Raw genomic sequence first — 12,814 nt, forward strand, 5'->3', positions numbered from 1 at the left:
ACGCTAGTCGGGTGCTGCGGATCGGCCGATATCCGGCCACCGGTGATGCAGATACACCCAGGCAAGCAACCCGATGCACATCATCCCGAGCGAGACTGCCGCCAATGTCCGGGTGGAGTGCATTGCGAGCGGGGCGATGACACCGGCAACAATGCCGTTGGCGGTTGAGCCCACGAAGGCTTGAAGGGAAGACGCCATGCCGCGCCGTTCAGGATAGAGGTCCAGCACGAGCAGCGTGACAACCGGTACCATCAGCGCCCAGCCGAATGCAAACACTGCGATCGGAAAGAGGGACCATGAAGCATGGGGGGCGAACAGCATGTTGGCAATCAGGTTAAGCACCGAAGTGACCAGCATGATGACAAAGCCGTGCCGTATTTGCTGTTTGGGAGCAATCTTTCCTGCCAGGCGGCCGCTCAGCCATGCGCCGGACATGATGCCGGAGATTGTCAGGATGAAAAACCAGAAAAATTCGGTAGGCTGCAGTGCCAGGTGTTCCCCCAAAAAAGCGGGCGCTGACAGCACATACAAAAACATGCCGTTGAATGGCACGCCGCTGGCCAGCGCCAGCAATAAAAAGCGGGGGCTGGAACCCAACTGCCAGTAGCCCCGCATCAGGTGCCTGACTTCAAACGGCTGGCGGTCCAGCGGCGGAAGTGTCTCGGGCAAGAACCGGAAGTTGGTAGCCCACAGGATCACACCCACTCCCGTCAGAAACCAGAAGATGCTGTGCCAGCCCAGATGCACAAAAAGCCAGCCGCCGACGATGGGCGCCAGGGCAGGGGCTACTCCAAAATAAATGGTGACCTGGCTCATGACCTGTTGGGCCTGAGCCGGCGGGTACATGTCGCGTATGACGGCGCGCGACACCACAATGCCCGCACCTGTCGACAAGCCTTGTACGGCCCGGAAAAAAACCAGTTGCCCGATGCTTTGCGACAGCGCGCAGCCGGCCGACGCCAGGGTGAACAGCGCGATTCCCCACAACACCACTGGCCGGCGGCCGAAACTGTCGGCCAGCGCGCCGTGAAACAGGTTCATGAAAGCAAAGCCGAACAGGTAGGCCGACAGCGTTTGCTGCATTTCTACCGGTGATGCTCCCAGCGACTGCGCCATGCCGGAAAAGGCGGGAATGTAGGTGTCGATGGAAAACGGCCCGAGCATCCCGAGCACAGCCAACAAGGCGGCAAGCGTCCAGCGTGGGGCGCGCCAGAGTTCGTCGGCGTTGGGGTTCATTCTTTTTTCAGCTTGAGTGCGGTGTCATAGAGCTCGTTGCGCCCCACGCCGGTGATTTCTGCCGCGACTTTTACAGCAGTCTTGAGCGGCAACTCCGCCAGCAACAACTGCAGCACCCGTGTGCCATCCTCAGCGCTGTCGGCAGCGGCGCAAGGATGCAGTACCAGTGCAAATTCACCGCGCGTACGCTGGGCGCCAGCAGCCAGCCAGCCGGAAAAATCCTGCGCCGGCACGGTCGCAATTTCCTCGAATTGCTTGGTCAGCTCACGGCCAACGGTGACCAGGCGGCCTTGCAGCACCGCCAGTGCTTTCGCAAGCGCCTCGATGCGGTGTGGCGCTTCCAGAATCACGATGGCCCGGGTATCAGTTTGCAGCTGCTGGATGGCCTGGTCGCGTTCGCCGGCCTTGCTCGGGAGGAAACCGGCGAATACGAACCCGGTGTCACCGCCCGGGCTGCTCAGCCCGGCCACGCTGAGCACCGCGGTGACGCTGCTGGCACCCGGCAGGGGCATGATGGCCAGGCCAGCGGCACGAACGGCGGCGACCAGGCGGGCGCCGGGATCGCTCACGGCCGGCGTGCCGGCGTCGCTGATATAGGCCACGCGCTCACCCCGCTGCAGGCGTTCAATCACCAGGCCTGCGGCCTCTGCTTCATTGTGTTCGTGCACCGCCAGCAGGGGCTTGTCGATTCCGTACTGCCGTAGCAGGGGCTGCGAATGCCGCTTGTCCTCGCAGGCTATGGCGTCTACCAGTTGCAGTACTTGCAGGGCGCGCAGGCTGATGTCGGCCAGGTTCCCGATCGGGGTCGCCACCACATAGAGCGCACTTTCCGGATAATGCTGCATGCCTGCTGCGGCGCGTGCCGCATCCAGAGCCAGGTCGAAGGAAGCGTTCAATGTGGTTTTCCAGAAAACAGGTTGCCGGGACGGTGTCAAAAGCGACAGCCCTTCAGGCCCAAGCCTCGCCCGGGCAGATTACCACCAAGTCGAGGGGCGATGCTGCGGAAGCTGCCGCGCAAGCCTATCTGGCCAAGGCCGGGCTGATGCTGGTCGATACCAATTATCGGACGCCGGGCCGCGGTGGCGGCGAGATCGACCTGGTCATGCGCGCACCCGACGGTACCTTGGTGTTTGTGGAAGTGCGCCAGCGAACCGGCGTCTCGCACGGCGGTGCCGGCGCCAGCATCAGCCCGGCCAAGCAACAGCGCATCATCTTTGCCGCGAGGCACTATCTCATGCGTTTCGCCAGCCCACCGCCTTGCCGATTCGACGTGGTCCTGGTCAACGGGCCGCAGGACGACGGGGCGGCCCCTGACATTGAATGGCTGCCCGGGGCTTTCGACGCGTCCTGAGCGCCGGGAATGGATGGCGGAATTTGTAACCATCCATCGCCAGCTTGGGCAAACCCCTCCGGGACCGGCGGCGCAGTCCGACCCGCTATCATTGACCCCATGCTTGAACAACGTATCGAACAGCAGTTCATTGACAGCGCCGACCTGAAATACCAGGCGGCACAGGTCCTGTCTAAACCGATTGCGGCCGCAGTGCAGGCCATCCTGGCCAGCGTCACCAGCGGCGGCAAAGTCCTGGCCTGCGGCAATGGTGGCTCGGCTGCGGATGCCCAGCACTTCGCTGCGGAGTTTGTGGGGCGCTATGAGCGCGAGCGGCCCGAGTTGGGTGCGATTGCGCTGACGACCGACAGCTCCATCCTCACCGCCATTGCCAACGACTATGACTTCACGGTCATCTTCTCGAAGCAGGTGCGTGCCCTGGGCGGCGCCGGCGACGTATTGCTGGCCATCAGCACCAGCGGCAATTCGGCCAATGTGCTGGCCGCCATCGAAGCCGCCCATGAGCGCGAGATGACCGTGGTGGCGCTGACGGGGCGCGGGGGCGGCAAGATGACCCATGCCCTGCGCGAAACCGATGTGCATATCTGCGTGCCGCATGAGCGGACTGCGCGTATCCAGGAAGTGCACCTTCTTGTCCTCCATTGCATTTGCGATGGTGTGGACACCCAGTTACTTGGCGATCAGGAGACCTCTGTATGACATATGCCCCGTTGAAACGACTCACTCTGGCCATTGGTACATCGGTATTGCTTGGCAGTGCCCTGACAGCCTGCTTTCCTTTGGTGGTAGGCGGCATGGCTGGGGGGGCGCTTGTTGCCACCGACCGCCGCACGTCGGGTGCGCAGCTGGAAGACGAGGGCATTGAATTGCGGGCGGCCAGCCGGATTCGCAGCAACGTGGGAGACCGTGTACATGTCAACTTGACCAGTTACAACCGCCAGGTGTTGCTGACGGGTGAAGTGCCCAGCGCGCAAGACAAGCAGCTGGTCGAGCAGATCGTTTCGCGTGTGGAGAATGTGACCTCGGTGGTCAATGAGCTGGCCGTGATGGGCAACGCCACCCTGACACAGCGCTCGTCCGACACCCTCGTCACCGGCCGTGTCAAGGCGATGCTGGTGGATGCCCGTGACTTGTCGTTGAACGCCTTCAAGGTGGTGACCGAGCGTGGTACGACCTACCTGATGGGACGTGTGACACAGCGCGAGGCGGATCGCGCCACCGAAGTGGTCCGTTCCACCCCGGGCGTGCAAAGAGTCATCCGCATGTTTGAAATCATCAGCGAGGAAGAGCTGGCACGCATGCTGCCGTCAAAACCCGTAGAGCCGCCCGCCGGCGCCAAACCCGCCGGGAGTTGACGTTAGTTAGGGGCTGGCAGTGCTGGCCTCTGCAGCATTGCCGTTCTGCTTTCCACCCGATTTTCCGGATTCGACCCAGTTTCTATTTCAGGCGCTTGATCAGGCTCGATGTGTCCCAGCGATGGCCGCCCATGGCCTGCACGTCGGCATAAAACTGGTCGACCAGGGCCGTCACGGGCAGGCGCGCACCGTTGCGCTTGGCTTCGTCCAGTACCAGGCCCAGGTCCTTGCGCATCCAGTCCACGGCAAACCCGAAGTCAAACTTGTCGGCCACCATGGTTTTGCCGCGGTTGTCGAGCTGCCAGCTTTGCGCTGCGCCCTTGCCAATCACGTCCAGGACCTGGTTCACATCCAGACCGGCCTTCTGGCCAAACGCCACCGCTTCGCTCAGGCCTTGTACCAGGCCGGCAATGCAGATCTGGTTGACCATCTTGGTAAGTTGCCCCGCGCCGCTTGGGCCCATCAGCGTGAAGGCTTTTGAAAAAGCCATGCCCACTGGTTTCGCGGCCTCAAATGCTGCGGCGTCTCCGCCGCACATCACTGTGAGCGCACCATTTTGCGCACCAGCCTGGCCACCCGAGACGGGTGCATCTATGAAGTGCAGGCCGATCCTGGAGGCCGCCGCGGAGAGTTCACGCGCCACATCGGCCGAGGCCGTGGTGTGGTCCACGAAGATAGCGCCCGGTTTCATGCCGGCCAGCGCTCCATCGTTACCCAGTACCACGCTGCGCAGGTCGGCATCGTTGCCCACGCAACAGAAAATGACGTCTGCGCCTGCAGCCGCCTCGCGCGGTGTGGCGGCTGCACGGCCCTTGAACTCGCTCGTCCAGGAGGCAGCCTTGGCGGCGCTGCGGTTGTAGACCGTGACGTCATGGCCCGCCAGCGCCAGGTGCCCGGCCATCGGGAAGCCCATGACACCGAGGCCCAGGAAGGCGACAGCACGTGAATCGGAAGTTTCGTAGGTTTTGGGGTGAATTGATGACACAGTTAAATCTCTTGAGGCCCGTCGGGCAAGGGGGGTTTGCAGCAATGATTATGGCTTGATTGCGCGCTTTGCCCAGTGAACCTCCCTGTTTTCCCATGAAGGAGCAGCTTCACATTCATGGCGCATCTCAGCGCGTTGGGGGGTATGCAAAACAGGCAGTCCTGCCCCATTTATTAACTGAATTGCATCATGCCGTTTCCAAAAGACCAGTTCTCACGCGACGTCTCAACCAGATTGATGATGACGTCGGCCGCACTAAAGCTGCAATTCGACGAGATTTGTTTTCCGATTTCCGAGAAGAGCGCCTTCTTCATGTCCAGCGATCGACCGGGGGCGCAAAATATTTGAATAAAAACCACGTGGGCGGAGTGCGTGACCCCAAGGAATTCTTCGGAGCAAATGAGCTGGCGCGGTGTATGACGCGTGAGCGTCTGGAAGCGATCCGGCCCCGGCACATTGAAAGTGTCTACCAGGGCTTGATGCACAAGGCCCGACACGGCCGAAAGCTCTTCGTCCGGCGTGCTGTCAGGAAGGTCAATTCGTACGAGAGGCATGAAGTTTCCTGTGGGTTTAATCGGTTGTTGTGCTGTGCGGAGAGACGGAGGTGAATGGGGGTCAGTGGTGAGTTCCCGCGCTTGCTAGCCCGCGGCAGCTCCAATGGCCATTCCCAGGTCGGCGTTGGTATAGGCTTTGCCGGCAATTCCCCAGGCGCCCTCCACCGCATAGGTCACGTTGACGAAGGTGCGCTCTCTCGGATGTTTCCCCGCCTTGAGCTCGTCAATGATGTCTGTTGCCGCCTTGACGAAGTTGTTTTTCACCGACTGATCGGGGAAGGTGACAGAAGGGACCTTAACCTCTATGACCGCAAGTGACTGGGGTTTGCCGCCGGCATAGCTGTGCTCTTCAGGGTAAATGTCGACATGCCCGATGACTGCAGGAGTCATGAAGGCGTTTCCGCTGAGGCCGTGTACCTGCAGCAAGGCGCCTGCAACTCTGGAGAAAACCTCGCGCTCGCCGGCCGGCGTTAAAAGTCCCTGCGATAGCTGGATGGAGATGGGCATAAAAATCCTTTGAAGAGCGACGGCGCAACATGTCCGTGCGAAGTGAACTGTGCCCAAGATGGCGCCGGCTGGAAATCCCCCCGAATGCATAATGCTTGTGTCAAATCTGCACAAGCATGAAAAACCTCAGCCTTGACGACTTCTCGCTGTTTGCGCAGCTTGCATCTGCCCAGTCGCTCTCGACAGTAGCGAGGGAACGCAACGTTGCGGCCAGCCATATGTCGCGTTCGCTCGCGCGCATGGAGGCTCAATGCGGCCTGCGGCTGATGCACCGGACCACTCACAGCCTCTCTCTCACTGACGAAGGTGAGGTCTTCCTCGAATATGCCCAGCGCATCCTTGCCGAACACAGGCAATTGCAAAACAGCTTCGCCAGCCGAAGCTGCTCAGTGGTGGGTACGGTGCGCTTGAGCATCAGCCAGATTCTTGCTGAATATGTACTGATTCCCCGGCTGGGCAAGCTGCGGGCCTTGCACCCGGAATTGAAGCTGGACCTGCATCTGGATGATCGCCTTGTCAGCATGGCCGATGAGGCGATGGATATCGTCGTGAGGGCGGGTGTTGCACCTGCGCAGACGGCCATTGCCCGTAATCTTGGAAGCCATGGGCGTGCTTTGTACGCCTCACCCGTGTATCTCAAGAAGCATGGCGTTCCGCGTGCGCCGGCAGATCTTCAATTGCACAGCCTGATATCAAATACCACTTCGATTACCCACAATCAATGGACCTTCGAAGAAAACGCGGTCGTCACCCCGCTCGCGGTGCTGGGGCGGTTGCGCGTCAATAGCAGCGCTGCGGTGGTTTCACTTGCCTTGGCGGGAGCCGGCATTGCCCGGATCAACGACGTTATCGGCAGCGAGCTGGTGGCGCAAGGCCGGTTAAAGCCGGTGCTGGCCCGGCACACGGTGAGCGATGTCTATTCTATTGATGCGGTGATTCTGGCCGAACGCCATCGGGCTCCCAAAATCCGGGCCACGATCGATTACCTTCAGGTCTGCTTCGCGGCCTTTAGCCCTTCCAACTCAGCCCTTGGCCGGAACAACGCCGGCAGTTCAGCGGCTTAGACGATAGCGAAGTTTTCGGTGCCGGCCGCCAGGTCGACGGACTTGGCACGTTGCGAGTTGAGCTTGATCTGCAGGCGCAGGTCGTTCACCGAGTCGGCGTTGCGCAGGGCGTCCTCGTAGGTGATGAAATGGCTCTCGAAGGCGTCGTACAGCGCCTGGTCGAAAGTCTGCATGCCCAGGTTGCGGCTCTTTTTCATGATCTCCTTGATTTCGGAGACTTCGCCCTTGAAGATCAGGTCGGAGATCAGCGGCGAGTTGAGCATGACCTCCACCGCCGCAAAACGGCCCTTGCCGTCCTGCTTGGGCACCAGCCGCTGTGAAATCATGGCCTTGAGGTTGAGCGAGAGGTCCATCAGCAACTGGGTGCGGCGCTCTTCGGGGAAAAAGTTGATCACGCGGTCCAGCGCCTGGTTGGCGCTGTTGGCGTGCAGGGTGGCCAGGCACAGGTGGCCGGTTTCCGCAAACGCGATGGCATGTTCCATGGTTTCGCGATCGCGGATCTCACCCATCAAAATCACGTCGGGCGCCTGACGCAGCGTGTTTTTGAGGGCTGCCTCCCAGCTGTCGGTGTCCAGGCCCACTTCGCGTTGCGTGATCACGCAGTTCTTGTGCGCATGGACAAATTCCACCGGGTCTTCGATCGTGATGATGTGGCCGAACGACTGCTCGTTGCGCCAGTCGACCATGGCCGCCAGCGTGGTCGACTTGCCCGAACCGGTAGAGCCCACCAGAATGGTCAGGCCGCGCTTGCTCATCACCACTTCCTTGAGCACCTGGGGCACACCCAGCCCGTCGATGGTGGGCAGCACGGCGGGAATCGTCCGCATTACCATGCCGACCTTGCCCTGCTGGATGAATGCATTGACCCGGAAACGCCCCACGCCCGGCGGCGAGATGGCGAAATTGCATTCCTTGGTGCGTTCGAATTCGGCGGCCTGCTTGTCGTTCATGATGGAACGGGCAAGGGCGAGCGTGTGGCCGGCGTTCAGCGGCTGCGGCGACACTTTGGTCACCTTGCCGTCGACTTTCATGGCCGGAGGGAAGTCGCCTGTGATGAACAGGTCACTGCCATTGCGGCTGACCATGAGTTTCAGCAGATCATTGATGAATTTACTGGCCTGGTCGCGTTCCATTTGCGACTCCTTTCAAACAAACTCTGTCGTTGCCGGAAACTCGGCAGGATCGGTGACGGTGGTTCTCTCTTCAATCAAGCAGGGGCCGCGCAACCGGCTTTGCCGGGCCGCAGGCGCAGCGGCCCCGTACGTAAGGAAAGGGGCAGCGCGCCGTAGGCTCGAAGTGACAAGCGTGGGGGCCATAGCTTCTAGCCGGGGAAGTTTTCCGGGATTTTTGCCTTGCCGCGGGCTTCGGCAGCAGAAATCACATTGCGCTTCACCAGTTCGGTCAGGTTCTGGTCCAGCGTTTGCATGCCCACACTGTTGCCGGTCTGGATGGATGAATACATCTGGGCGACCTTGGCCTCGCGGATCAAATTGCGGATGGCGCTGGTGCCCAGCATGATTTCGTGTGCAGCCACGCGGCCCGCACCGTCTTTGGTTTTGCACAACGTTTGCGAGATCACGGCCTGCAATGACTCGGACAGCATGGAGCGGATCATTTCCTTTTCCTCGGCCGGAAACACGTCGATGATCCGGTCAATGGTTTTCGCGGCGCTGGAAGTATGCAGCGTGCCGAAGACCAGGTGGCCCGTTTCGGCGGCCGACATAGCCAGCCGGATGGTTTCCAGGTCACGCATTTCACCCACCAGGATGGCGTCCGGATCTTCCCGCAGGGCCGACTTCAGCGCGGCGTTAAAGCTCAGGGTGTGTGGGCCAACCTCACGCTGGTTGATCAGGCATTTTTTGGATTCGTGCACGAATTCGATCGGGTCTTCCACCGTCAGGATGTGGCCGTACTCGTTTTCGTTCAGGTAGTTGACCATGGCGGCCAGTGTGGTCGATTTGCCCGAGCCGGTGGGGCCGGTGACCAGCACCATGCCCCGCGGTTTCATGGCCAGGTCGCCAAAAATCTTGGGGGCGTTGAGCTGTTCCAGTGTCAGGATTTTGGATGGAATGGTCCGCAGCACCGCACCGGCGCCGCGATTCTGGTTGAAGGCATTGACGCGAAAGCGCGCCAGTCCGTCGATTTCGAACGAGAAGTCGACCTCCAGGAACTCTTCGTAGGTTTTGCGCTGGGTGTCGTTCATGATGTCATACACCATGGAATGCACCTGCTTGTGGTCCAGCGGATCGATGTTGATGCGCCGCACGTCGCCGTGAACCCGGATCATGGGCGGCAAGCCTGCCGACAAATGCAAGTCAGACGCCTTGTTCTTGACGCTAAAAGCCAGCAACTGCGTGATATCCATCCCGGGACCCTTTGAAAATGGTTTTCAAACTAAGTTTACAGTTCGATTATGACCACGATTGTGCGCAATCTCCAGCTTGTCCGTGACCGGATAACCACGGCCTGCGTAGCCGCCGGGCGCAATCCGGCGAGCGTGCGGCTGCTGGCGGTCTCCAAAACCTTCGGTGCGGACGCCGTGATCGACGCCGCGTCGGATGGGCAGCGCGCCTTCGGCGAAAACTACATCACCGAGGGCGTAGAGAAAATTGCCACCCTCCGCGCCTGGCAAGGCGCTGAGGCTCGGGGCGCTGCGATTGCGCTGGAGTGGCATTGCATCGGCCCGGTTCAGAGCAACAAGACCCGTCTCGTGGCTGAGCATTTTGACTGGGTGCAGTCGGTCGATCGCCTAAAAATCGCCCAGCGGCTGAGCGAGCAGCGGCCGCCCGGTTTGCCGCCGCTCCAGATCTGCCTGCAGGTCAACGTGGATGACGGCGCCAACAAGTCGGGCGTGGCGCCTGAGGATGTCCCGGCGCTGGCGCAGGCGGTTGTGCAGCTGCCGCACCTCACCTTGCGCGGCTTGATGGCGATACCGGAGCCAGCTATCGATTTTGTAGCTGCCTGCGCTGTCCACGCGCGGACAAAAGCCATTTTTGACGAAATCAATGCTTCAGGTGCGTTGCCTGCACCCATGGATACCTTGTCAATGGGCATGACCGCTGACCTGGAGGCGGCGATCCATTCGGGCAGCACCATGGTGCGCGTAGGCACCGCTATTTTTGGGGGGAGATAGCCCCCACGGTCGCTCACTCCGTGTAGCTTCCTGCCCCCCGAGGGGGCCGCTGCGCCTGAGGCCCGGCAAAGCCGGTTCCTCGGCCCCTGCTGGTGAAGACATGCCCTGTGGATTCGCTGCTGGGACAGCGTCCCATGCGATCTTCTGATCAGACTACTTCTTGGGTGGCGCGATGGGTTTGATATTGCCGCAATCAGCCGACAGCCATTTGCCTGCAGCATCCATGGTCATCTTCTCGGGCTTGCCTTTGACGGTGGTCGTGGTGTTCATCTTCATCGTGTAGGCGGTGTCGCCGTTGAAGGTCATCACACCTTCGCCGCTGGAGGGCGGTTGGGTGCACACATAAGAAATCTTCATGGTGTTGCCGCTGCGCGGCGACTGGGTGGTTTTGCAGTCGCCTTGCTGCTGCTGGGGCATTTCGTTGCGCTCGGCCATTTCCTTGGTGATGCACATCTTCATGCTCATGCCACCGCCGGCGCCGGGCCCCATGGACATACCCTGTTTGCCCATCATGTCCTGCATCTGCTTGCGCTGCTCGGGCGACATGCTGGCCAGCTGCTTTTCCATGTTGGCCATGGCTTTTTCCATCTCGCCGGAGCTTGACTGCATCTTGCTCGTCATTTCCCACAGGCCCGGTTTGGTGGTCTGTGCAGAAACCCCGGCGGACAGGACCAGCGTGACAACAGCAAGGGTGGCTGGAAAGGGGGTAGAAAGCTTCATGGGTGTTCCTGGTGAATGGCAAACAGGGGATGAGCCCGCATTATTGCCAGCATGGGCCGTTTTGCAAGTTTCGATGTCGTCAGCGCATGAATTTTCCGCCGCGCCCGATGATGGTGAGGTCGGTGAAGCGGGAGCCCTCGTGACTTTGGGGGCTGTAGTTCACCGTGAAGCCACCCATGTTGTAGTCGCGCATGGACTCCAGCGCCGTCACCAGGCTCTCACGGGTCAGGTTCTTCCCCGCAGCCCGACGCAGGCCTTCGGTAAAGACCTTGGCCACCAGAAAACCTTCCATGCTGGAGAAGTCAAAGTCCTTGTGGCCGCCCTCGGTCATGCGTTGCTGGTACTCACGCACGATGGCCGATGAGGGTGTGTAAGGGAAGGGCATCACCTGTGAAATCGTCACGCCCGCCCCGGTGTCGCCCAACTCCTCGGCCAACGCCTTTGAGCCGACAAAACTCACGTTGAAAAACTGGCCGCCGTAGGCCTTGGCCCGTGCCTGCCTGATCAGCGCGGCGCAGGACTTGTAGGCACTGATCTGGATCACGGCCTCGGGCGTGACCTTGAGTATTTCTGCCAGCGGTGCGGCAACATCCACGCTGTTGCGCTCGACCGTGACGCTGGCAGCGGGCTTGAGGTTGCGCCGGGTCAGAGCCCGCATCACGCCTTCCAGCCCGGCCTTGCCATAAGAGTCGTTCTGGTAGAAGACCGCGATTTTGGTGATGCCGACGGTGCTCAGGTGCTGCACGATGCGCTCGGTCTCATCAAAGTAACTGGCGCGCACGTGGAACAGGTTCCGATTGAAAGGCTCGCGCAGGCCCTGTGCGCCGGTGAACGGACCCACCAGCGGAATGCCTGCCGCGTTGATGGCCGGCACCGCGGCCAGGGTGGTGGGTGTACCGACCGAGCCGATCAGCGCGAACACCTTGTCTTCCTCGATCAGGGCCTTGACCGCGGCAGCGGCCTTTTCAGGTTCATAACCGTCATCCCGCGAAACCAGCTTGAGGGTGCGGCCATTGATTCCGCCGGCGGCGTTGACGGCATTGAAGTGCGCCAATATGCCCAGTTGCATGCGCTTGCCCAGCTCGGCGGCGGGGCCGGTCTGGGCGGCGAATTGCCCGACGCGTATTTCGGTATCCGTCACGCCGATTTCCGCCGACTGCGCAGCGGCGGCGACAAGTACCCCCAGCATTGCGCCCAAACGCCACCATGGCTTGTTTTTCATCAGGGACCTCCGTTTTTTCGTGGCGATGTTTTTTGACCATCTGTATATGCAATTTCTTGCATATGTGCACTGCAAGGTAGTCCAATGCGCATGGCTTGGCAACGCGGTTAGTCCGGGTGCGGCTGGATTTGAGCGGGAATCCGTGAGAAAAGTGCCGCTAACGCGGCCTTTTCAGGCGGGCAGCAGATGCCCGGCCTAGACCCCCAGCGCCAGCCGGGTGGTATTTTTCACCTCTTCCATCACCGCGTAGGTGCGGGTTTCGCGCACGCCCGGCAGCTGCCACAGCACGGTGCCGGCAAAAGAGCGGTAGGCCACCATGTCGGCCATGCGGGTTTTGAGCAGATAGTCAAAGCCGCCGGCCACCATGTGGCATTCGGAAATTTCAGGGTGAACCTGCACCGCGGCCTTGAAGGCTTCAAACACATTGGGCGTGGTGCGGTCCAGCAGCACTTCGACAAACACCATCATTCCGGCGCCCAGCTTGAGGGGGTTGAGCAGTGCTTCGTAACCCAGGATGTAGCCGTCCCGGCTCAAACGCTGCACGCGGGCCAGCACTGCCGTGGGCGACAGCGCCACGCTCTCGGCGAGCTTGAGGTTGGAAATCCGGCCGTCCTGCTGCAGGACATTCAGGATTTTCAGGTCAATGCGGTCAATTTCGGGTGAGGCTTCAAACATATGTAGTGAATT

At 60.8% G+C, this 12,814-nt stretch carries 15 protein-coding genes; 5 read left to right on the forward strand and 10 right to left on the reverse strand.

The window, feature by feature from the left end:
* Positions 1-3 precede the first annotated feature (3 nt).
* A complete protein-coding gene (locus tag AC1DYQ_RS12075) occupies positions 4-1,236 on the reverse strand; it encodes a multidrug effflux MFS transporter (protein WP_477686985.1) in 1,233 nt (410 codons plus the stop codon).
* Positions 1,233-2,081, reverse strand: coding sequence for a 16S rRNA (cytidine(1402)-2'-O)-methyltransferase (gene rsmI, locus AC1DYQ_RS12080; protein WP_477687161.1), 849 nt, complete (start codon positions 2,079-2,081; stop codon positions 1,233-1,235). Before rsmI ends, AC1DYQ_RS12075 begins: the two co-directional genes overlap by 4 nt.
* Positions 2,082-2,131: 50 nt before the next feature.
* Here rsmI and AC1DYQ_RS12085 point away from each other — a divergent pair, with 50 nt between their 5' ends.
* From AC1DYQ_RS12085 to AC1DYQ_RS12095, 3 genes are all read left to right on the forward strand, one after another.
* Positions 2,132-2,587, forward strand: a complete 456-nt coding sequence (locus tag AC1DYQ_RS12085; RefSeq protein WP_477686986.1) for a YraN family protein — start codon at positions 2,132-2,134, stop codon at positions 2,585-2,587.
* Between the two features lie 99 nt (positions 2,588-2,686).
* Complete coding sequence (locus tag AC1DYQ_RS12090; protein ID WP_431098788.1) at positions 2,687-3,286, forward strand: phosphoheptose isomerase; 600 nt, start codon at positions 2,687-2,689, stop codon at positions 3,284-3,286.
* Positions 3,283-3,942 carry a BON domain-containing protein gene (locus AC1DYQ_RS12095; RefSeq protein ID WP_477686987.1) on the forward strand — a complete coding sequence of 220 codons (660 nt, stop codon included), beginning with the start codon at positions 3,283-3,285 and terminating at the stop codon, positions 3,940-3,942. The genes AC1DYQ_RS12090 and AC1DYQ_RS12095 overlap by 4 nt, the downstream gene beginning before the upstream one ends.
* Positions 3,943-4,024: 82 nt before the next feature.
* Here AC1DYQ_RS12095 and AC1DYQ_RS12100 read toward each other — a convergent pair whose 3' ends face one another.
* The 3 genes from AC1DYQ_RS12100 to AC1DYQ_RS12110 all read right to left on the reverse strand — a co-directional run bounded on the left by AC1DYQ_RS12100 (position 4,025) and on the right by AC1DYQ_RS12110 (position 5,988).
* Positions 4,025-4,927 carry an NAD(P)-dependent oxidoreductase gene (locus tag AC1DYQ_RS12100; RefSeq protein ID WP_477686988.1) on the reverse strand — a complete coding sequence of 301 codons (903 nt, stop codon included), beginning with the start codon at positions 4,925-4,927 and terminating at the stop codon, positions 4,025-4,027.
* A gap of 173 nt (positions 4,928-5,100) precedes the next feature.
* Positions 5,101-5,481 (reverse strand): tautomerase family protein, encoded by a 381-nt coding sequence (locus AC1DYQ_RS12105; RefSeq protein ID WP_477686989.1) that lies wholly within the window; start codon positions 5,479-5,481, stop codon positions 5,101-5,103.
* Between the two features lie 84 nt (positions 5,482-5,565).
* On the reverse strand, positions 5,566-5,988 hold the full coding sequence (locus AC1DYQ_RS12110) for a 4-oxalocrotonate tautomerase (RefSeq protein WP_477686990.1): 423 nt from the start codon (positions 5,986-5,988) through the stop codon (positions 5,566-5,568).
* 116 nt (positions 5,989-6,104) lie between these two features.
* Between AC1DYQ_RS12110 and AC1DYQ_RS12115 the strand changes: the two genes are divergently transcribed.
* The gene (locus AC1DYQ_RS12115) at positions 6,105-7,052 is read left to right on the forward strand and encodes a LysR family transcriptional regulator (protein WP_477686991.1); all 948 of its coding nucleotides are present in this window, start codon (positions 6,105-6,107) and stop codon (positions 7,050-7,052) included.
* Here the strand turns inward: AC1DYQ_RS12115 and AC1DYQ_RS12120 are convergent.
* Positions 7,049-8,185 carry a PilT/PilU family type 4a pilus ATPase gene (locus AC1DYQ_RS12120; protein ID WP_457281554.1) on the reverse strand — a complete coding sequence of 379 codons (1,137 nt, stop codon included), beginning with the start codon at positions 8,183-8,185 and terminating at the stop codon, positions 7,049-7,051. The genes AC1DYQ_RS12115 and AC1DYQ_RS12120 overlap by 4 nt on opposite strands.
* A 188-nt stretch (positions 8,186-8,373) precedes the next feature.
* The gene (locus AC1DYQ_RS12125; RefSeq protein WP_457281553.1) at positions 8,374-9,417 is read right to left on the reverse strand and encodes a type IV pilus twitching motility protein PilT; all 1,044 of its coding nucleotides are present in this window, start codon (positions 9,415-9,417) and stop codon (positions 8,374-8,376) included.
* Positions 9,418-9,465: 48 nt separating this feature from the next.
* On the opposite strand from AC1DYQ_RS12125, the gene AC1DYQ_RS12130 reads away from it, so the two are divergent.
* Complete coding sequence (locus tag AC1DYQ_RS12130) at positions 9,466-10,185, forward strand: YggS family pyridoxal phosphate-dependent enzyme (RefSeq protein ID WP_477686992.1); 720 nt, start codon at positions 9,466-9,468, stop codon at positions 10,183-10,185.
* A 153-nt stretch (positions 10,186-10,338) separates the two neighbouring features.
* Here the strand turns inward: AC1DYQ_RS12130 and AC1DYQ_RS12135 are convergent, their stop codons facing one another.
* The 3 genes from AC1DYQ_RS12135 to AC1DYQ_RS12145 all read right to left on the reverse strand — a co-directional run bounded on the left by AC1DYQ_RS12135 (position 10,339) and on the right by AC1DYQ_RS12145 (position 12,802).
* On the reverse strand, positions 10,339-10,905 hold the full coding sequence (locus AC1DYQ_RS12135; protein ID WP_477686993.1) for a DUF3617 domain-containing protein: 567 nt from the start codon (positions 10,903-10,905) through the stop codon (positions 10,339-10,341).
* A 79-nt stretch (positions 10,906-10,984) separates the two neighbouring features.
* Positions 10,985-12,127: an ABC transporter substrate-binding protein gene (locus tag AC1DYQ_RS12140; protein ID WP_477686994.1), complete on the reverse strand. Its 1,143-nt coding sequence runs from the start codon at positions 12,125-12,127 to the stop codon at positions 10,985-10,987.
* A gap of 195 nt (positions 12,128-12,322) precedes the next feature.
* Complete coding sequence (locus AC1DYQ_RS12145) at positions 12,323-12,802, reverse strand: Lrp/AsnC ligand binding domain-containing protein (protein WP_457281549.1); 480 nt, start codon at positions 12,800-12,802, stop codon at positions 12,323-12,325.
* Between the last annotated feature and the right edge of the window lie 12 nt (positions 12,803-12,814).

The sequence above is a fragment of the Polaromonas sp. P1_F4 genome, assembly GCF_056405675.1.

What these genes read in the sequence shown, in the direction of transcription:
- AC1DYQ_RS12075 (WP_477686985.1), bottom strand. Translation starts at nt 1,236, where the DNA reads ATGAACCCCAACGCCGACGAACTCTGGCGCGCCCCACGCTGGACGCTT.
- rsmI (WP_477687161.1), bottom strand. Translation starts at nt 2,081, where the DNA reads ATGCAGCATTATCCGGAAAGTGCGCTCTATGTGGTGGCGACCCCGATC.
- AC1DYQ_RS12085 (WP_477686986.1), top strand. Translation starts at nt 2,132, where the DNA reads ATGTGGTTTTCCAGAAAACAGGTTGCCGGGACGGTGTCAAAAGCGACA.
- AC1DYQ_RS12090 (WP_431098788.1), top strand. Translation starts at nt 2,687, where the DNA reads ATGCTTGAACAACGTATCGAACAGCAGTTCATTGACAGCGCCGACCTG.
- AC1DYQ_RS12095 (WP_477686987.1), top strand. Translation starts at nt 3,283, where the DNA reads ATGACATATGCCCCGTTGAAACGACTCACTCTGGCCATTGGTACATCG.
- AC1DYQ_RS12105 (WP_477686989.1), bottom strand. Translation starts at nt 5,481, where the DNA reads ATGCCTCTCGTACGAATTGACCTTCCTGACAGCACGCCGGACGAAGAG.
- AC1DYQ_RS12110 (WP_477686990.1), bottom strand. Translation starts at nt 5,988, where the DNA reads ATGCCCATCTCCATCCAGCTATCGCAGGGACTTTTAACGCCGGCCGGC.
- AC1DYQ_RS12115 (WP_477686991.1), top strand. Translation starts at nt 6,105, where the DNA reads ATGAAAAACCTCAGCCTTGACGACTTCTCGCTGTTTGCGCAGCTTGCA.
- AC1DYQ_RS12120 (WP_457281554.1), bottom strand. Translation starts at nt 8,185, where the DNA reads ATGGAACGCGACCAGGCCAGTAAATTCATCAATGATCTGCTGAAACTC.
- AC1DYQ_RS12125 (WP_457281553.1), bottom strand. Translation starts at nt 9,417, where the DNA reads ATGGATATCACGCAGTTGCTGGCTTTTAGCGTCAAGAACAAGGCGTCT.
- AC1DYQ_RS12130 (WP_477686992.1), top strand. Translation starts at nt 9,466, where the DNA reads ATGACCACGATTGTGCGCAATCTCCAGCTTGTCCGTGACCGGATAACC.
- AC1DYQ_RS12135 (WP_477686993.1), bottom strand. Translation starts at nt 10,905, where the DNA reads ATGAAGCTTTCTACCCCCTTTCCAGCCACCCTTGCTGTTGTCACGCTG.
- AC1DYQ_RS12140 (WP_477686994.1), bottom strand. Translation starts at nt 12,127, where the DNA reads ATGAAAAACAAGCCATGGTGGCGTTTGGGCGCAATGCTGGGGGTACTT.
- AC1DYQ_RS12145 (WP_457281549.1), bottom strand. Translation starts at nt 12,802, where the DNA reads ATGTTTGAAGCCTCACCCGAAATTGACCGCATTGACCTGAAAATCCTG.